The organism is Nocardia glycosmidis (genome assembly GCF_052545115.1).
Genome location: NZ_JBQWRH010000006.1, coordinates 151,604 through 170,186, shown reverse-complemented (window position 1 = coordinate 170,186; position 18,583 = coordinate 151,604). Strand labels below are relative to the sequence as shown.

The following is an 18,583-nucleotide window of genomic DNA, read 5'->3' as shown; positions in this document are numbered from 1 at the left end:
GACGTACCGATCGCACACGGTCCGGGCCGCTGCACGGCCGCGAACCGGTGTTTCATTATCCGACAACGTATTCCACTGCGGGAAGGCAGGTGGATCCAGGAGTGCGCGGGCCGCCGACGGTCAGCACGAAAGTGGTTGCGCGCCTTGATGTTGCGGCGCGCACCACGGTCGCCTCAAGCCTTCGGCTCGAGGTACTTGGGGAATACCGGTTCCGGTGCGGGCAGCGCCAGCCCGGGTTCGATCGGGGTAGCGATGTCGGCGAAGGACCGGTTCTGCTGGCCCAGTTGATCGAGGATGCGTCCCGCTGAACCCGGCATCACCGGCTGCACCAGGATCGCCACGATCCGCAGCACCTCCAGTGTCACGTACAGCACCGTCGCCTCGCGGGCGAGGTCCTGCGGCGTACCGGATTTCGCCAGCGCCCATGGCGCCTGCGCGGAGAAGTACTTGTTCGTCTCGCCGAGTGTCAGCCAGATCGCCTCCAGTGCGAGATGCATCTGCTGCGCGTCGAATTCGGCGCGGCAACGCTCCAGCAGGCCGCCGGCCAGACCGAGCAGGGCGCGATCGTCCGCGGTGAACTCGCCGGGCGTCGGCACCACTGCGCCGCAGTCGCGCGCGACCAGCTTGGTGCTGCGTTGCACCAGGTTGCCGAACTCGTTGGCCAGGTCGCTGTTGATCCGGCCGACGATCGCCTCGTGGCTGTAGCTGCCGTCCTGACCGTAGGAGATCTCACGCAGCAGGAAGAAGCGCACCGCGTCCACGCCGTAGTTCTCGACCAACTCGAGCGGGTCGACCACATTGCCGACCGACTTGGACATCTTCTCGCCCTTGTTGTAAAGGAACCCGTGCACGAACACGCGGCTGGGCAGCTCCACGCCGGCCGACATCAGGAACGCGGGCCAGTACACCGTGTGGAACCGGGTGATGTCCTTGCCGATGATGTGCACGTCGGCGGGCCAGAACTTGCCGAACGCGGCGGCGTCGGTGTCCGGGAAGCCGACGCCGGTGATGTAGTTGGTCAGCGCGTCCACCCACACGTACATGACGTGATCCGGGTGGCCGGGTACCGGCACGCCCCAGTCGAAGGTGGTGCGCGAGATGGACAGATCTTTCAGGCCCGCCTTGACGTAGCTGACGATCTCGTTGCGACGGGTTACCGGCGCGATGAATTCCGGATGCTCGTCATACAGTGCGAGCAGCTTGTCCTGATAGGCCGAGAGCCGGAAGAAGTAGTTCGACTCCTCGGTCCAGGTGACCGGGGTATTGGACTCGGTGGAGACGCGTGTGCCGTCGGCCAGCACCGTGGTCTCCTCGTCGGTGTAGAACGCCTCATCGCGCACCGAGTACCAGCCCGAGTAATTGCCCAGGTAGATGTCGCCGTTGGCGAGCATCCGCTCCCAGATCGCGACGCTGGCCACCTGGTGGTCGGCATCGGTGGTGCGGATGAACCGGTCGAAGGAGATCTCCAGCGTCTTGTCCAGCGCCTCGAACACGTCGGAGTTGCGCGCGGCGAGCTCCTCCACCGGGATGCCCTCGGCGGCCGCGGCCTGCTGCATCTTCTGGCCGTGTTCGTCGGTGCCGGTCATGAAGAACACGTCGTATCCGTCGAGCCGTTTGAACCGCGCGATGGCGTCGGCCGAGATGTACTCGTACGCGTGTCCGATGTGCGGCGCGCCGTTCGGATAGGCGATGGCCGTGGTGATGTAGAAGGCGGGGCGGTCAGCTTCGCTCATGGTGTGTCTACTGTAATGCGCGTGCATTTCTTCGCTCGCGTGAATGTCCCCGTCGATCGTGGGGTCGTCGCGCCCGCGCTGCGCGGCGAGGGGCGGCGATGAGCGCCGCCCGTCCCGCGCCGGAGCTGCCGCAGCCGCTCGCGCCGATCGTGGACGCGCACACCCATCTGGACGCCTGCGGCGCGTCCGACGCGACTTCCACCGCGGCGATCGTGGACCGGGCCGCGTCGGTCGGTGTCGGTCAGGTGGTCACCGTGGCCGACGACCTGGCCGCCGCGCGGTGGGCGGTCCGCGCCGCGCACTGGGACGATCGCGTGTTCGCCGCCGTCGCACTGCATCCGACCAGGGCGAACACCCTCGATGACGAGGCGAAGGCCGAGTTGGAGCGCCTGGCGGCGGACCCGCGCGTGGTCGCGGTCGGCGAGACCGGCCTGGACTATTACTGGCCGGGCAAGCTGGACGGCTGCGCCGATATCGAGACCCAGGTCGAGGGTTTCCGCTGGCATATCGACCTGGCCAAACGGGTCGGCAAGCCGCTGATGATCCACAATCGCGAGGCCGACCACGACCTGCTGACGGTGTTGCTGGACGAGGGCGCGCCGGACACCGTGATCTTCCACTGCTTTTCCTCGGACACGAATATGGCGCTGTCCTGCGTCGCCGAGGGATACATCCTGAGTTTTTCCGGGACGGTGAGTTTCAAGAACGCGCATGAGCTGCGCGAGGCGGCCGCAGTCGTGCCCGACGAGCAGATCCTGGTCGAGACGGACGCGCCGTATCTGACCCCGCATCCGTTCCGTGGCGCGCCCAACGAACCGTATTGCCTGCCGTACACGGTGCGAGCGCTGGCCGCGTTACGCGGGCAGGATCCCGCGGAATTGGCGAAAATCACCACCGCCAACGCGCGTCGCGTCTACGGAATCTGAGGCGTGCAGAACCGGGAGCCCGGCCGACCGTATATCCGGCTGCCCGGCTCGCGATTTCAAATTTGTGTCCTATCTCACGTTTAGTATTTCGTTTTGTGAATTACCTGCAATGTCGATATCTGATTGTGATATTGAAAAGCCGCTGTTCCAGAGCTTGCGGTTGCCGGGTGATGGTGGGCTCGTTATCGTGCTGTGATCATGTCAGCCTTTACGCGGATCAATCAGACGCGGTCCCCGCTGCTGTACTTCGCGGTGGCGACGCTGCTGCTGACCCTGATCGTCGGTGCGGGCCTGGCGATCGTGAACCGCAAGACGGTGACCGTCGTCGTGGACGGCGAGCAGCTTTTCCAGACCACCATGTCGCGCGACGTGCGCGGGGTCTTGAAGGCCGCGGGCTTCGTCGTCACCGACCGGGACAGGGTGGCTCCCGCGCTGGCCGCGCACATCGGCAACGGCGGGACCATCACGCTCAACCGGGCACGTGAAGTCGACCTGTCGGTCGACGGGTCGACGCAGAAGGTGTGGACCACCGGCGTCACCGCCGGGGAGGCGCTCGAGCAGCTGAAGATCCCGAAGGACGTGTACGTCTCGCCGGCGCGCGAGGAGCGATTGCCGCTGCTGGGCGCGTCGTTGCGGATCGCGACGGCGCGCACCGTCTCGCTGCTCGATGGCATCGGTAAGCCGGTGGACGTGCGTCTGGCCGCCCCCACGGTCGGCGAGTTCCTCGGCCTGGCCGGCATCCCGCTGATCGAGCAGGACTCCGTCGAACCCGCCGCGTCGACGCCGCTGACCAATGGTCTGCGAATCACGGTGACGCGCAAGCGGATCGAGCAGCACACCGAGACGCTGCCATTGGATCCGGCGGAGCAGGTCATCGAAGACCCGACCTGGAACATGAGCCGCACCGTGGTGGAGTCGGCCGGCGCACCGGGCGTCCAGAGCGTCACGTTCGCGGTCACCATGGTCAACGGTCAGGAAGTCGACCGCAGGGCGATCGGTTCGACGGTGATGGTGACCGCACAGCCGAAGACCGTCCGCAAGGGCGCCAAGCCCGGCACCGAGGTGCCACCGGTGCGCGACGGTGCGATCTGGGACGCGCTGGCCCGCTGTGAGTCGACCGGCAACTGGTCGATCAACACCGGCAACGGCTACTTCGGCGGCGTGCAGTTCGACCAGAGCACGTGGGAGCGGCAGGGCGGTTTGCGGTATGCGCCGCGCGCCGATCTGGCGACCAGGGAAGAGCAGATCGCCGTCGCCGAGATCACCCGGCAACGGCAGGGGTGGGGTGCCTGGCCCGCCTGTACCGGCAGGCTCGGCATCGGCTGACGCCTTGCTGTCCAGCGGTCGGTGTGGCTTCGCGTTGCTCTTGCTTATGCGCGCCGAGTTCGTGGTGAGCGGGAGAGGCCGCGTCGTGCACCGGTTCGGTTGATAGATTCTGGAGGTGTCCGAACCTGAGATGGCCGCTCGCGGAAGTGCCGCGCTGCTCGGTCCCGCCGAGGTGCGCGTGCTGGCCGAACGGTTCGGGATTCGGCCGACCAAGCAACTCGGGCAGAACTTCGTCCACGACGCGAACACGGTGCGGCGGATCGTCGCGGCCGCGGGCGTGGGATGCGCGGACGTGGTGCTCGAGGTCGGACCGGGTCTCGGTTCGCTGACCCTCGCGTTGCTGGATGTGGTGGATTCGGTGGTCGCCGTCGAGATCGATGCGGCGCTCGCGCGGCATCTTCCGGTCACGGTCGCGGATCGGGCGCCGGACCTGGCGGCGCGACTGCGGGTGGTCGAGGCGGACGCATTGCGCGTGACCGCCGCGGATCTGCCCGCCGAGCCGACCGCGCTGGTGGCCAACCTGCCGTACAACGTGGCGGTGCCGGTGTTGCTGCATCTGCTCGCCGAATTGCCGAGCATCACCGTGGCTTTGGTGATGGTGCAGGCGGAGGTCGCCGATCGGCTCGCCGCCGACCCGGGCAATCGCACCTATGGCGTGCCCAGTGTGAAGGCCGGCTTCTTCGGTACGGTCCGGCGTGCGGGCGCGGTCGGCACCCAGGTGTTCTGGCCGGTTCCGCGCGTCGAGTCGGGCCTGGTCCGGATCGAGCGTTTCGCCCAACCGCCGTGGCCGATGGACGATCAGCACCGTCGCCGGGTCTTCGATGTCATCGACGCCGCGTTCGCGCAGCGCCGCAAGACCCTCCGGGCCGCGCTCGCCACCTGGGCGGGCTCGCCCGCCGAAGCCGAGCGCCGACTGCTCGCCGCCGGTATTTCGCCCACAGCACGCGGAGAGACCCTCGACACCGCGGCCTTCGTGCGTCTCGCGGCCCAGTCGTAGCGCCCGGCTTCGACAGTGGCTCCTCAGACGGCGACTTCGTAGCCTGCCTCGTCGACAGCGGCGACGATATCGGCCGCAGCGATCGGCGCGGCGCTGTCGACCCGGACCGCGCCGCTGTCGAGATCGACATCGACGCTGGTCACACCATCGATCTTGGCGATCTCGGTCTTGACGGAGCTGACGCAGTGCCCGCAGGTCATCCCGGTGACGCGGTAGGTGGTAGTGGGCATGTCCGACTCCTTCGCTCCATGATGGTCATACATCCCGGGGGTACCCCGACTCTTGGTACGATACCCCCCAAGGGTATACCGTGCAAACGATGTGTGAGGCCGCTGCTCCTCGCGCGCCGTGCGTGTGCCGAGTGTTGCCCGAGACAGGGCGCGGCCGTGGCGTGTTGGCGGGATGGCCGAGCACCCCGTTCGTCTCCGATGCGCTTTGGCAGTAGAGCGCAAGTCGATGCGGGAGATGCTTCGGCTGACCGCGGCCGCAGCTGCCAACCGGGAAACGTTGGACGGGAACGGGATTGCTGCCGAGGCGCGCGGCCCGGCCGGGCGGTCGCCGTCGGCGAGGTCGCGGGTTTCCAGCTCCCGTCGTTTGCTCCCGGCCGATGGCCGGTTGCAGCGGTAGTCCCGCGACTTACACGCCCTCGGCCAGCTCCAGCCAGCGTTCCTCGGCGGACTCCTTTTCCACGAGTACCTGTTTGAGTTCGGTGCCGAGGGTCACCAGCTTGTCCGGCTCGGTGGCGGCGTCGGCCAGGGCGGCGTGCAGACGCTGCTCGCGGTCGGACAGTTTGTCGATAGCGCGTTCCAGACGGGTCAGCTCTTTGCGGGCCGCGCGGTAGGCCGCGGAATCGGTGGCCGGCGCGTCGACGGGCTTGGCCTCGGGCGCTGGGGCGCGGGTTCGGTCCGCGGCCGGTGCCGCGCGCTTGGCCAGGTACTCCTCGATGCCGCCGGGCAGGTTGGTGAGCTTGCCGTCGCCGAACAGCGCCCAGGTGGAGTCGCAGATGCGCTCGATGAGGTAGCGGTCGTGGCTGATCACCACCAGCGTGCCCGCCCAGTTGTCGAGCAGATCCTCCAGCTGTTGCAGGGTGTCGATGTCCAGGTCGTTGGTCGGCTCGTCGAGCAGCAGCACGTTCGGCTCGGACATCAGGATGCGGGTCAGCTGCAGGCGGCGGCGCTCGCCGCCGGACAGGTCGCCGACCGGCGTGCGCTGGCGGGCGGGGGTGAAGCCGAGCCGCTCGGCGAGTTGCCCCGCCGAGATCTCCTTGTCGCCGAGCATGATGCGCTGCGCGACCTGCTGCACCGCCTCCAGCACGCGCAGGTCGGTCGGCAGGTCGTCGAGTTCCTGGCGCAGCCAGCCGATCTGCACGGTCTGGCCCTGGATTCGCTTGCCCGTGGTCGGCATCGGGCCATTCGGGCCGGTGTCCGCGGCCAACGCGCGCAGCAGCGTCGTCTTGCCCGAACCGTTGACGCCCACCAGCCCGACGCGTTCGCCCGGCGCCAGCCGCCAGGTCAGATCGCGCACCAATTCCCTGCCGTCCGGGGTCGTGAGGGTGGCGTCCTCGAGTTCGATGACGACGCGCCCGAGGCGCTTGCGCGCGAACGCGGCCAGCGAGACGCTGTCGCGCGGCGGCGGCACGTCCGCGATCAAGGCTTCCGCGGCCTCGACCCGGTAGCGCGGCTTGGAGGTGCGGGCCTGCGGGCCGCGCCGCAACCAGGCCAGCTCCTTGCGGGCCAGGTTGCGCCGCCGCGCCTCGGACGCGTCCGCTTGGCGGGCGCGCTCGGCGCGGGCGAAGATCCAGTCGCCGTAACCGCCCTCGTAGCTTTCGACCTTGCCGCCGACCACCTCCCAGGTGTTGGTGGCGACGGTGTCGAGGAACCAGCGGTCGTGGGTCACCACGACCAGTGCGCTGCGGCGGCTGAGCAAGTGCTCGGCCAGCCACTGCACGCCCTCCACATCGAGGTGGTTGGTCGGCTCGTCCAGTACCAGCAGGTCGAGCTCGCGCACCAGAGCGGCGGCGAGCGCGACTCGGCGCCGCTCGCCACCGGAAAGGTTGTCGACGACGGTGTCCATGCCGAGACCGGCGATGCCGATGCCTTCCATCACCGAGCGGATGCGCGGGTTGGCGGCCCATTCGTGTTCGGCGACCTGATCGGTCATCGCGTCATCGGCGAGACCGGCCAGGACCACCGATCCCACGGTCGCGCCCTCGGGTAGCGTGCCGCGCTGCGTTACCACCGCCAGCCGCAAGCCGCCGAGCCTGCTGACCCGGCCGCTATCGGGTTCCTCGATGCCGGTGAGCACCTCGAGCAGAGTGGTCTTGCCGCCTCCGTTGAGGCCGACGACCCCGATTCGTTCGCCCGCGTGCACGCCGAGCGACACGTTGTCCAGCAACGGTTTGATCCCGAAGCTCTTGTGGACCTGTTCGAGATTGATCAGGTTGGACATGGATCCTTCCGTGTCGTGCGCGACGGGCCGATGATCGCCCCGAGCCAGCGTACCGACCGGGCGCGGACGGGCTGTCGGCCCGCCGAGCGGGCGCTTGCGGGACGAACGTTGTTCGTTCAAATTCACTCTCGGCACGAACAACGTTCGTGCCGTGCGTTCGTGCCAAGGAACCGATCCGGCGCTCCCCAGAACTACAGCCCCGGAATGGGAGCCCCACCCCGCCTCGGGGTATCCGGCAGGCGGCACCGTTCCCATTGCGCTCCCTCAGCGGACCCCATGCCCGTCGGCCTCGGCCTGCCCACGTCAACGTGGCGCTCGGTCCGCGGGATGTCATCGACGAGGCGGGCAGCGCGATGGGCGCCTACCGCCGATTCACCGGACGCGCCGAGTCCATGGTTGCCGGAATGCTGCTCACGGCGGGCGAAATCCGCATGGCCGTAGCACAATTCGAAGATCTTGGCGCCGACGAGGTGATGCTCTACTGCTGCGGGCGCGATGTCGACCGAATTGATCGGCTGGTCGAGGTCGTCTCCTGACCGACCGTGCTCGGGCAGCGCCGGACGATGTCAGTGCTTCCCGGACGTGTCGCCGCTGACGACGCGCGCACCGGGCGCCGGGCCGCTGGCGGTCCGCACGCTGCGGCACACGCCCGCGCCCGCGAGTTCGGCCGCCACCGATATCGCGGATTCCGCACTCTCACAGACGAACGCGCAGGTGGGGCCGGAGCCGGACACCAGCCCGGCCAGCGCGCCCGCGCTCACCCCGGCGCGCAGCGTGCGGCGCAGTTCCGGCTTCAGCGACAGCGCCGCCGCCTGCAAATCGTTGCCGAGCAGGGGAGCGAGCTGGTGCGGGTCGCCGGACGCCAGCGCCTGCATCAGCCGTTGCGGGTCTCCGATGCGAGGGGGTTTTCCGTGCTCGCGCAGCCGGTCGAGTTCGGCGAAGACGGCCGGGGTGGACAGACCGCCCTTCGCGAAGGCGAGCACCCAGTGAAATGTGTTGCGCGACAGCACCGGAAGCAGGCGTTCCCCGCGGCCGGTACCCAGCGCGGTGCCGCCGTGCAGCGCGAAGGGGACGTCGCTGCCGAGTTCGGCGGCCACCGCGGCGAGCTCGTCCCTGGACAGACCCAGATCCCACAGCTCGTTCAGGCCGACCAGCGCCGCGGCGGCATCCGCGCTGCCGCCCGCCATGCCGCCCGCCACCGGAATGCCTTTGCTGATCGCGATTTCCACCAGGGGAGCGCGGCCACCGAGGTGTGCGAGCCGTACGGCGGCCTTCCACACCAGGTTCGTCCGATCGGTCGGCACCTCCGCGGCGCCCTCTCCGGTGACCCGAACTGCCAGCGAAGCCGCGGGCGCGATCTGCAGATCGTCGCTCAGCGACAGCGCCTGGAACACCGTGGTCAGGTCGTGATAGCCGTCGGCGCGCAGGTCGCCGACGCCTAGGTGGAGGTTCACCTTCGACGGCGCGCGCACGGTGACGGGACTCGGCACAACGGACAGCACAGTGCTCAAGCCTAATGGGCGCAGCCGCACGAAGTCGGTCCGAATCCCGCACCGGACCGAGCGGTGCCGGGCATCGGCACCGCGCCCTGCGCCGATGGCATCGATCCACTGTCCGGTGACCCATCGCGCGTCACGGCGGATTCGGCACACGTGTGCTCGCCGAGAGGTTCGCCGCCCGTGTCCAGGGCGATATCGAAACGGGCATCCTGCCGGACCATCTGGACGCGCGCGGGCCCGCTACGTCGGCACGGTAACGGCGGCGCCGACCGTGCGGAACTCGAGCGGGTGGCCGAGCCGGCGATGCGGGGTGGTGGATCTAATCCCCGGCGGCGCGCCCGTCCGCCACGACCACCGGTAGGCAGGTGCGCACGAAGTCGGCGCCGAAGTCGGTGAGCGCGAGGCTGCGGTAGATCACCTTGGTACCGAATCCGGACCGCTTCAGCTTCTCTCGCACCGCTGACTGCGCCTCCAGCACCTGGTAGCGGTTCGGGTTGCCGACCGGCTCGAGCGTGTGCTCGACCAAACCGAGTCGGCACAGGTTGGTCAGGTACTGCCGAATCCGGTTCGGGAAGCGCAGGCCGGCATGCTCGCCGATCAGCGTGAGCATCGAGCCGACACGTTCCGCGCCGAGCGCGCGTGGCCGTCCGGTGCGGATGTCGATCGAGGGCTGCGGCCCGTCCAGATGCAGGAAGCGCAGGATGCGGGCCTCGTCCGGGGTGAGCTCGGCCAGCATGCCCGGGAAGGCCGGGTGATTGTCGTCCTCGCCGTGGGCGGCGCCGGCCGACAACCGCAGCAGCGCGGCTCCCTGCTCGCGCAGCGTAGGGACGTCCTTCCCGGTGGGTGGTTGGGCGACTGCGGGGATGCCGAGCGCCCTGCGCATCGCCGCGCGGACCTCGGATTCGGCCTCGGCGAACACTTCTCGGGCCGGTACGCCTTGGATGCTGCGCCGCACCACAGTCGAGGTGACACCGACCGCGGTGCCGAGACCCCAGGCGGTCACGCTCGTGACGGCGCTCCACGCGACCCTGGCGACGCCGGTGGCAGCCCGCGCCGTGGCCACGGAAACCGTTACCGGTCCGGCTGCTTCGTCGGCAAGAGTGATGTCCGAGGCGGGCCGCCGGGCGATCTCCCGCAATGGTTCGGCATTCGCCTGCGTCGCATCGCGGTGCTCGACAGGCTCGAGACCGCCGTCGTCCTGACCCGCTACAGCCATGATGTCGCCACTCCCGTTCCGAAGATCAGGATATGAGCGTATCCGGCGAACAGGCCGAGCACACCGCCGTGGACGAAAAGCAACCATTCATCCTGTTTGATCGCGGCGCGCAGCATGTCGACGAAGTCCGGCGGCGACAGCGCCGACATCTGCTTGGCGATGTACTCGTTGATCTGCCTGCCCTGGCGAACGTTGAACTCGGGGTCGGCGAACGCGATCGGCGCGATGGCGATCGCCTCGGTGGTCAACGTCGCCTGCAGCGAGTTGTATTCGCGACTGCCGAGCACGAACTTGACCGCGGGACGTGCGAGTCCCAGCGCGCGGTCGGCAGCGGGACGCAGCGTGTCCTCGAGCATCTGCATGGTGCGGTCCGAGCGCGGACCGTTGAGCAACTCGTCACCGATATTCGCCACCGTGATCACCTGGCTGGAAACCAATTCCGCATAGCCGTCGGAGATTTCGGACTTGCGTTTGATCAGCAGGCCCTGCCGCCAGGGGCACCACCACTTCGGATATGCGGGCGCGAAGATCATATTGATGCCGATCCAGTTGACCACCCAGCCGATGACCACGCCGCCGATCGGGAGCACGACCAGGGGAGACCATCCGGTCAGATGCAGGATGGCGACCAGTACAGCGCCCATCGGCGCGCCGAAGTAGAAACCGAAGTTCTGCATGAAACGCAGTTCCTTGGCGCCGAGCACCTGGAAGAGGGTATTGAGCAGATGCGGCCGGGCCTGGAAGTAGCGGATCACCATCTGCTTCACGTCGAGCAGCTGATCGATATTCGCACCCAACTCCTCGGTGAGCTCGCGCAGGATATCGGGCAACTGCTGGCGGACCCGCTCGTGCACCACCTCGCGTACCTGCGTGGGCAGGTTGTACCAGAGTTGTGGATGCTCGCGCCGCGCGATCTCCTCGACGATATCCTCGATCTGCCGGTCGGCGATGCTCGCGAGATGTTCGGCCAGCTTGTCCGGTTCGAGCTCACGGTAGAAGTCGGCGACGCTGCCGAGTTTGGCAAGACCCTTGTCGACCGCGATGCTGGCCATCTTGTCGGCGCGCGAGGGGACGATGCCCTGCCAGCCGAGGCGGCCGTCGTAGCTGAGCAGCGGAAGAACTTGAATACGCTTGGGCAGGAATGGGTACAGGGCGCGCAAACCAGGAACTCGGACGCCGTGGAAGGCGACCGGCTGGAACAGCATGAGCACACCGGTCCAGTTTGTGATGTAGCCGATAATGCCGGTGAAAAGCGGTATCGTCACGAACTCGAGCAGGATCGCGGGGTGGATTCCGAATACGCTCTCTAACACGACACCCTCCTGCGGATACGCCGGTGATCGCCGCCTCGCCGGCACCCAAAGCTAGCACTCGTTCGACAAGGAAACCTTATTGCGCGCCGCGCGCCGGTCCGCCGGTCCGAGTCGACGCGCTGCGAATGACCGGCGGCACAACCCGAAGTACTCTGTGGGCGGATTCGTTCACCCGGCGATATCGGAGAAGACGTGACAGACGACAGGACCGGACGGGACGTGACCCGGGCCGGTTACCGCTCCGTCGAGCGCAGTTCGGATGTCGAACAGCGGCAGATCAGCAACGAAGCGCGGCTGATCCGTGGCGTGTTCCGCGCGGCAGGACTTGCCGCGGGTACGGTCGTGCGCGGCAGCCAGTGGGCTGTGGGCACCACCTTCGAGGTCACCAAGGAGATCACCCAGGCGGCGCTGGACGGCGACTCCTCGGCCGATCTCGCCGAGCGGACCGGAAACGCGTTGCGCTCCATCGCCCGCAGTGCTCTCGGTGTCAACGAGGGCTCGGTGCGGGAGGTCGTCAGCTACGTCCCGACGTCCAACGGCGCGCAGCAGGCGCTCGCGGGCGCGCAGCTGCGTTCGGCTACCACCGAGGAACTGCGCCGTCGCGGTGACTCGCTGCTGGCGATGTCCGCCGATGTCTACTTCACCGAGGACGTGCACCCCGCCTACGACCGCATCCTCGACGAACTCGCCCCCGATGAGGCGCGCATTCTGCGCTTCATGGCGATCAACGGCCCGCAACCGTTGGTCGACGTGCGCACCAACCGTCCCCTGGGCATCGGCTCGGAACTCGTGCAGGGTGATCTCACCTCGGTGCCCGAGCAGGCGGGCGTGCGCTACCCGGACCGGGCCCGGATGTATCTGATCAATCTCAACCGTCTCGGTCTCACGCTGACCTCCGAGGATCCGGTGGTGCTCAGCCGGTACATGGTGCTGGAGGTCCAGCCCGTGGTGGAGGCGGCGCTGAAGAAGGCGGGCCGGGCGCCGAAGATCGTCCGCAAGAGTCTTCGGCTCACCGAGTTCGGCGAGGATTTCTGCGGTACCTGTTTCACGATCGGAAGCTGAGCGCGTCCGGTGATACGCGTTCGGTGATATTCGCGAGAATGTTGCCCCAACCGTGATAGCAATCTGATACAACCCTCCCAATTCCCGACTCGGGGTGGGATTGTTGAGGGTATGGATCAGGGAACCGGCGGGCAGGAACGCGGCGACCCAGCTGTTGGCGTCGCGGCGCAAGTGCGTATCGGCCGGGGCACGGGCTCCGGCGGGCAGGAGCGCGACGACCCGGGATCGCGCCCGGGCCGCCACCAGCGCAGCGTGGGGATCGACCCCGGCCGGTCGGAGCCGGCGGCTCAGGGCGCCGAGCCCGGCAGACCAGAGCGCGGCGGTGAGCGGGGCGCCCGTGAGCGCGGTGGTGGTGAGCGCGGCGGTGGTGAGCGGGGCGCCGGTGAGCGCGGCGGTGGTGAGCAGGCCCGCGAAGAACGGCGCGCGCAGGGGCGGATGCGCGTCGACGCGGAGGCGATCGACTTCGGGCAGGTGCGGGATGATCCGAGATCGGCACGAGGCCGCGAAGGTGAGCGGGAAGTGGACGACATATCGGCGATCAGCCGGCTGAAGTACCGGTTCCTCCGCACGCTCGACACCAAATCATGGGACGAGTTCGCGGACACCATGGTCCCCGAGGCGACCGCGACCTACAGCGAATATCTCCAGTTCGAATCGCGTGAGGCATTCATCGCGTTCATGCGCAACACGCTCGGTCCGCACGTGATCACCGAGCACCGATGTGACCACCCGGAGATCGATGTCGACGGCGACAGCGCCAGCGGCACCTGGTACCTCGCCGACACGGTTCTCATTCCGGGCCACAACATGCTGCTGCGTGGTGCGGCGTACTACAACGATCGCTACGTCCGCTGCGACGACGGACGCTGGCGGATCTCGCACACCGGTTACGAGCGCACCTACGAGGTGGTGCTTTCGCTCAGTGACCTGCCGAGCCTCCGGCTGACCTCCAGCCGCTGGGGTCTGATCGCCCGCGAAGAGGGCATCGCCTCGGTCGAGCGCGAACCCACCGGCCCGACGCTGCGGACCGAGTCCGAGGCCGGCTGACTCAGTCGGCGGTGGCGACCAAGGGCTCCAACACCAGCGCCGGGTGTTCCTTCTCGATGTATTGCAGCCGCCACTTGTCGCTGAACAGCGCGAGCAGCGCACCGTCCGAGCGGGTGAAGACTTCCACCCCACGCTGTCGCCCGAGTTCGTCCGCCGACGCGGCGTCGGTGCGCCGGGCCAGCGTGTAGCCGAGGTGCTCCATTGTGGTCTCCACATTGAACTCGGTGAGCATGCGCGCGGTGACCACCTCGAACTGCATGGGGCCGACGGCGGCGAGCACGGGCGAGGCATCGCCACGGATGTCGTTGCGCAGCACCTGCACCACCCCCTCGGAGTCGAGCTGGTCGACCGCCTTGCGGAACTGCTTGTATTTGCCCGCGCTCTGCGCGCGCAGCACCGCGAAATGCTCCGGTGCGAACGACGGGATCGGCGGGAACTCCACCTTTTTGTCCACATACAGCGTGTGCCCAGGAGCCAGCGCGGTCGCGTTGACCAAGCCGACCACATCTCCCGGGTAGGCGGTGTCGACGGTGGCCCGCTCGCGGCCGAACACGGTCAGCGCGTACTTGGTGGCGAACGGCCGGCCGGTCTGCGCGTGCGTGACCACCATGCCGCGCTCGAACTCGCCGGACACTATTCGCATGAACGCGAGCCGGTCGCGGTGGGCGGCGTCCATGCCTGCCTGGACCTTGAACACCACCGCGCTGAACGGGTCGCCGGTCTCGCGCGGTGTGCCGTCGACGTCGCCGCGCGCGCGAGGGGCCGGCGCGAGCGCGACCAGTGTCTCCAGCAGTTGGCGTACGCCGAAGTTCAACATCGCGGACGCGTAGATGACCGGCGAGGTCTGTCCGGCGAGGAACAGTTCCTGGTCGTGGTCCTGGCCGGTGGCCGAGAGCAGTTCGCTCTCCTCGGCGGCGGTGTTCCACGGCTCGCCTTCGCGGGCCTCGGCGGCCGCCGCGGTGAGCGACTCCTCGGGCGCGATGGTCGCGCCGCCGGCGGTGCGCGTGAAATGGATGTATTCGAGCGGCACACCGTCCGGGCCGCGACGCAGTAGCCCGCGGAAATCGCCCGCGATGCCGACCGGAAGGAACAGCGGGGTGGGGGTGAGGCCGATCCGCTCATAGATCTCGTCGAGCAGTTCCAGCGGTGCGCGCCCCGGCCGATCCCACTTGTTGATCACCGTGATCACCGGGATGCCACGGTGCCGGCACACCTGGAACAGCTTCAATGTCTGCGGCTCCAGGCCCTTGGCCGCATCGATGAGCATCACCGCTGCGTCGACAGCGGTGAGCACGCGGTAGGTGTCCTCGGAGAAATCGGAGTGGCCGGGAGTGTCGACCAGGTTGATGACGCTGTCCACATCCGAATGCTGGGCGCGGTAGTTGAATTGCAGCGCGGTCGAGCTGACCGAGATGCCGCGTGCCTTCTCCATCTCCATCCAGTCCGAGACCGTGGACTTGCGCCCGGCCTTGCCGTGGATCGCGCCCGCCTCGGAGATCATCCTGGCGTGCAGGGCGAGCGCCTCGGTGAGCGTGGATTTGCCGGCGTCCGGATGGGAGATCACCGCGAACGTGCGCCGCCGGGCGACCTCGGCGGGCAACCCGCGGGGCGCGGGCGCGGCAACACCCTCAGAGGAGGCGCTCAACGCAAAACAACCTTTCGCAGACGATCGATCGGCAACCACGCCAGCGTACGCGACCGACACGAACCGGAGTCGATGCGTCGGTAACCACCCAATTGAAAGACCACCCGCATGCTGGGGTATGGTGTTCGGGTTGTCTCGGCGAGGGTGACCGCAGACCAGATTTGCGACACCGTGATCGACGCGGCGCGGCTTCCGGCCGCCTTCGTTCGGTCTTCGCCCCGACGAATAGACCACCCCGGTCAGGCGTGCGCAACCCCTGACGGGTAACGCTGACCGCCCGGAAGAGCCGTAGGAGTAGATCCAGTCATGTCCGACGTCAACCTTCTCGAAGCCGCTGTACGCACCGAGTTCGGCAAAGGTGCTGCCCGCCGCACCCGACGTGCCGGAAATGTCCCGGCCGTGCTGTACGGCCACCAGGCCGACCCGCAGCACCTGTCGGTCAACGCCCAGGCCTTCGCCGCCATCCTGCGCGAGCACGGCACCAACGCGGTGCTGAACCTCGTCATCGACGGCAAGCAGCAGCTCGCGCTGACCAAATCCGTTGTGGTGCACCCGATCCGCCGCTACATCGAACACGCCGACCTGCTCATCATCAAGCGCGGCGAGAAGGTCACCGCGGATGTGGCGGTCACCGTGGTCGGCGACGCCGCCCCCGGCACCCTGGTCACCCAGGAGACCACCACCGTCTCGATCGAGGCCGAAGCACTGAAGCTGCCCGAGGCCATCGAGGTCTCCGTCGAGGGCATCGAGGCGGGCACCCAGATCGCCGCGGGCGAGCTGAAGCTGCCCGCCGGTGTCACGCTGGCCGCCGACCCGGAGCTGCTGATCGTCAACATCATCGCCGCCCCGGCCGCCGAGCCTGCCGCGGGCGAGGCCGAGGCCGAGACCGCCGAATAAGCCGGAAGCAGAGCGCTGAACGCCGAATCGTCCACGGGGCCCGCGCTCGTCGTCGGACTGGGTAACCCAGGCCCTGAGTACGAGCGCACCCGGCACAACGTCGGTTTCCTGGTCGCCGAGGTCCTCGCCCAGCGCGTCGGCGGTCGCTTCGGTGTGCACAAGAAGTCCGGCGCCGACCTGCTGCAAGCGCGGCTGGATGGCCGCCAGGTGCTGATCGTCAAGCCGCGATCGTTCATGAACCTGTCCGGTCGGCCGGTGGCCGCGCTGGCCAGGTTCTTCTCCGTGCCGCCGACCGAGGTGATCGTCGTGCACGACGAACTCGATCTGCCGTTCGGCGCGATCCGGCTCAAGCGCGGCGGCGGTGAGGGCGGCCACAATGGCCTCCGCTCCGTCTCCAGCGCCCTGACCACCAAGGACTATCTGCGCACCCGGATCGGCATCGGCCGCCCGCCGGGTCGGCAGGACCCGGCCGATTATGTGCTCAAACCGTTCTCGGCGCCCGAGCGCAAAGAGGTGCCGGTGATCGTCGAGCAGGCCGCCGACGCGGTGGAACTGCTGCTGCGTGTCGGCCTGGAGACCGCGCAGAACCAAGTGCACTGAGCCGCACGGGCGGCGCCGACCGCCCGGTGGCATCCGGTTCTTGTTCGAAGCCGGCTGATTACCCTCGCGCACAACGGAAGTCGCGCCGGGGCGGCTGCACGCACGAGCGGAACTCAGCGGTGGATCATCCGCGTGGCAGATGTATCGCCGTCGCGGATCGGCGTAATTTACCGGACGAGGTCTTCGGCAGGGCGCCGGGGCCGAGCACCGCGACAGTACGTGGTCGCGCGCCTACCTCGGAGAAGACCGCGTGCACGATCTCGTGCTGGATGCGTTTGACCTCCTCGGGGTTCTGATAGCTGTTGCTCTCCACTACCACGGCAAAGGTTTCGCGCTTCTGGCCCGCGTCCAAGCGCACCGCGACCGCGTTGCCGGGCCGGACGCCGGACACGCTGGTCGCCGCGCGCTCGATGTCGGTGGGATAGATGTTGCGGCCGCCCATGATGATCACGTCCTTGATCCGGCCGCACACCACGATCAGGCCCTCATCGGTGAAGTAGCCGATATCGCCGGTGTCCAGCCACCCGTCGGCGTCCAGTGCGGAGCGGAATCCGTCTACCGTCACATAGCCGGCGGTGACCGCGGGACCGCGCAATTCGATGACGCCTACCGACCGGGTCGGCAGCGGCTGCCGTTCGCTGTCGACGATCCGGCCCTCCAGGTGGTCGACCAGGTAGCCCAGGGTGGGCAGCCGACGGATATTGGCTGGATGCCCGTGCTCGCCCGGCACCGGCACCGCCTTGCCCAGCGCCTCGAGCAGATCGGCGTCGATCACGTCGAGCACTTGTCCGCGGCCGGGGTCGGGGATCGAGACGGCGAGGGTGGTCTCGGCCATGCCGTAGACCGGGGTGAGTGCCATCGGATTGAGCCCGAAGCGTTTTCCGGCCGCGGCCAAGGCGTCCATGGTGTCCGGGTCGACCGGTTCCGCGCCGTTCCACATGTAACGCACGCTGCTGAGGTCGAACGCGCCGTCATCGGCCTGGCGTAGCCGGCGGGCCAGCAGTGAGTAGGCGAAATTGGGTGCGGCGGTGACGGTTCCGCGGTATTTGCTGATCAACTCCGCCCACAGCAGGGGTCTGGTCAGAAAGTCCACCGGCGTCACGCACACCACTTCGGCACCGAATTGCATGGGCACACTGAGGAATCCGACCATGCCCATGTCATGGAACAGCGGCAGCCAGCTGACCATCACGTCGTCGTCCGGCTGGAACTTCACCCGGTCGAACATCGCGTAGGCGTTGACGAAGAAGTTCGCGTGCGTGATCCGCACCGCCTTGGGCGACCCGGTGGAGCCGGACGTCAACTGCTGCAAGGCGATATCGTCCTCGTCAGTGGGCACCGGGTCGAGGTCGGGGCCGTCGGGCAGCTGGTCGACGCGGACCACGGTGATCCCGCGTTCGCGCAGCAGTGGCTCGGCCGCCTCGAACGGTGCGCCCAGCACGACGGCGCGCGCGTCGATCATGGTCAGCACGGTCTCGGTGTCGCGGGCCCAGACCATCAGATCGGTGCGCGGGGTGGGCTGATGCAGCATGGTGATCGACGCGCCGCGCATCCAGATGGCCTGGCAGACCGGGGCGATGTCGACGGGCAGTCCCGCGAGCACCCCGACAGCGTCGCCGTGCCCGATGCCCGCCTGGGCCAAGCCGCCCGCCATGCGCCGGGCGATTCGATGAATTTCCGGCCAGGTGCGCCGCAGCGGAGCCGCCGGCTCGCCGGTCACCAGCCCGCGTTCGGAGCTCTGCGCCGTGGCGTACATCTCGTCGGTGAACCTGCTCAACGTCCAACTCCTCAGCACGAAACGTCGGCCGGTATCCGGCCTCCCCCAACTATCCCGCCATCGCGGCGTCGCGTTAACCCCCTTTCTGAGGCGCAGG

At 68.1% G+C, this 18,583-nt stretch carries 16 protein-coding genes; 8 read left to right on the top strand and 8 right to left on the bottom strand.

All coding sequences use genetic code 11. The features are described 5' to 3' along the window. Positions 1-173: 173 nt before the first annotated feature. Complete coding sequence (gene metG / locus ACT86A_RS10135) at positions 174-1,760, bottom strand: methionine--tRNA ligase (RefSeq protein WP_445091776.1); 1,587 nt, start codon at positions 1,758-1,760, stop codon at positions 174-176. Between the two features lie 71 nt (positions 1,761-1,831). On the opposite strand from metG, the gene ACT86A_RS10130 reads away from it, so the two are divergent. The 3 genes from ACT86A_RS10130 to rsmA all read left to right on the top strand — a co-directional run bounded on the left by ACT86A_RS10130 (position 1,832) and on the right by rsmA (position 4,982). Next, on the top strand, positions 1,832-2,659 hold the full coding sequence (locus ACT86A_RS10130; RefSeq protein WP_445091775.1) for a TatD family hydrolase: 828 nt from the start codon (positions 1,832-1,834) through the stop codon (positions 2,657-2,659). Positions 2,660-2,857: 198 nt separating this feature from the next. Continuing rightward, complete coding sequence (locus ACT86A_RS10125) at positions 2,858-3,985, top strand: resuscitation-promoting factor (protein WP_445091774.1); 1,128 nt, start codon at positions 2,858-2,860, stop codon at positions 3,983-3,985. A 130-nt stretch (positions 3,986-4,115) separates the two neighbouring features. Continuing rightward, positions 4,116-4,982 (top strand): 16S rRNA (adenine(1518)-N(6)/adenine(1519)-N(6))-dimethyltransferase RsmA, encoded by an 867-nt coding sequence (gene rsmA / locus ACT86A_RS10120; RefSeq protein ID WP_445091884.1) that lies wholly within the window; start codon positions 4,116-4,118, stop codon positions 4,980-4,982. Between the two features lie 23 nt (positions 4,983-5,005). On the opposite strand, the gene ACT86A_RS10115 is transcribed toward rsmA, so the two are convergent. After that, positions 5,006-5,212 carry a heavy-metal-associated domain-containing protein gene (locus ACT86A_RS10115; protein WP_445091773.1) on the bottom strand — a complete coding sequence of 69 codons (207 nt, stop codon included), beginning with the start codon at positions 5,210-5,212 and terminating at the stop codon, positions 5,006-5,008. Between the two features lie 406 nt (positions 5,213-5,618). Continuing rightward, complete coding sequence (locus ACT86A_RS10110; RefSeq protein WP_445091772.1) at positions 5,619-7,430, bottom strand: ABC-F family ATP-binding cassette domain-containing protein; 1,812 nt, start codon at positions 7,428-7,430, stop codon at positions 5,619-5,621. A gap of 308 nt (positions 7,431-7,738) precedes the next feature. Here ACT86A_RS10110 and ACT86A_RS10105 point away from each other — a divergent pair, with 308 nt between their 5' ends. Then, positions 7,739-7,966, top strand: coding sequence for a hypothetical protein (locus ACT86A_RS10105; RefSeq protein WP_445091771.1), 228 nt, complete (start codon positions 7,739-7,741; stop codon positions 7,964-7,966). Between the two features lie 30 nt (positions 7,967-7,996). Here ACT86A_RS10105 and ACT86A_RS10100 read toward each other — a convergent pair whose 3' ends face one another. The 3 genes from ACT86A_RS10100 to ACT86A_RS10090 all read right to left on the bottom strand — a co-directional run bounded on the left by ACT86A_RS10100 (position 7,997) and on the right by ACT86A_RS10090 (position 11,458). Further along, positions 7,997-8,932: a 4-(cytidine 5'-diphospho)-2-C-methyl-D-erythritol kinase gene (locus ACT86A_RS10100; protein ID WP_445091770.1), complete on the bottom strand. Its 936-nt coding sequence runs from the start codon at positions 8,930-8,932 to the stop codon at positions 7,997-7,999. Between the two features lie 316 nt (positions 8,933-9,248). Further along, positions 9,249-10,145 carry an Abi-alpha family protein gene (locus ACT86A_RS10095; RefSeq protein ID WP_445091769.1) on the bottom strand — a complete coding sequence of 299 codons (897 nt, stop codon included), beginning with the start codon at positions 10,143-10,145 and terminating at the stop codon, positions 9,249-9,251. Next, positions 10,136-11,458 carry a DUF445 domain-containing protein gene (locus tag ACT86A_RS10090; RefSeq protein WP_445091768.1) on the bottom strand — a complete coding sequence of 441 codons (1,323 nt, stop codon included), beginning with the start codon at positions 11,456-11,458 and terminating at the stop codon, positions 10,136-10,138. The genes ACT86A_RS10095 and ACT86A_RS10090 overlap by 10 nt, the downstream gene beginning before the upstream one ends. Positions 11,459-11,650: 192 nt before the next feature. Here ACT86A_RS10090 and ACT86A_RS10085 point away from each other — a divergent pair, with 192 nt between their 5' ends. Beyond that, the gene (locus ACT86A_RS10085; RefSeq protein ID WP_445091767.1) at positions 11,651-12,520 is read left to right on the top strand and encodes an Abi-alpha family protein; all 870 of its coding nucleotides are present in this window, start codon (positions 11,651-11,653) and stop codon (positions 12,518-12,520) included. Between the two features lie 519 nt (positions 12,521-13,039). After that, on the top strand, positions 13,040-13,567 hold the full coding sequence (locus ACT86A_RS10080) for a nuclear transport factor 2 family protein (protein ID WP_445091883.1): 528 nt from the start codon (positions 13,040-13,042) through the stop codon (positions 13,565-13,567). A gap of 1 nt (position 13,568) precedes the next feature. Here ACT86A_RS10080 and ACT86A_RS10075 read toward each other — a convergent pair whose 3' ends face one another. Next, positions 13,569-15,212, bottom strand: a complete 1,644-nt coding sequence (locus ACT86A_RS10075) for a peptide chain release factor 3 (protein WP_445091766.1) — start codon at positions 15,210-15,212, stop codon at positions 13,569-13,571. 306 nt (positions 15,213-15,518) lie between these two features. Here ACT86A_RS10075 and ACT86A_RS10070 point away from each other — a divergent pair, with 306 nt between their 5' ends. After that, positions 15,519-16,109 (top strand): 50S ribosomal protein L25/general stress protein Ctc, encoded by a 591-nt coding sequence (locus tag ACT86A_RS10070; protein ID WP_445091765.1) that lies wholly within the window; start codon positions 15,519-15,521, stop codon positions 16,107-16,109. A gap of 15 nt (positions 16,110-16,124) precedes the next feature. Next, the gene (pth, locus tag ACT86A_RS10065; protein WP_445091882.1) at positions 16,125-16,709 is read left to right on the top strand and encodes an aminoacyl-tRNA hydrolase; all 585 of its coding nucleotides are present in this window, start codon (positions 16,125-16,127) and stop codon (positions 16,707-16,709) included. A gap of 124 nt (positions 16,710-16,833) precedes the next feature. Here the strand turns inward: pth and ACT86A_RS10060 are convergent, their stop codons facing one another. Next, entirely contained in the window at positions 16,834-18,486 is a 1,653-nt protein-coding gene (locus tag ACT86A_RS10060) for a fatty acyl-AMP ligase (RefSeq protein ID WP_445091764.1), read from the bottom strand. Positions 18,487-18,583: the final 97 nt, after the last annotated feature.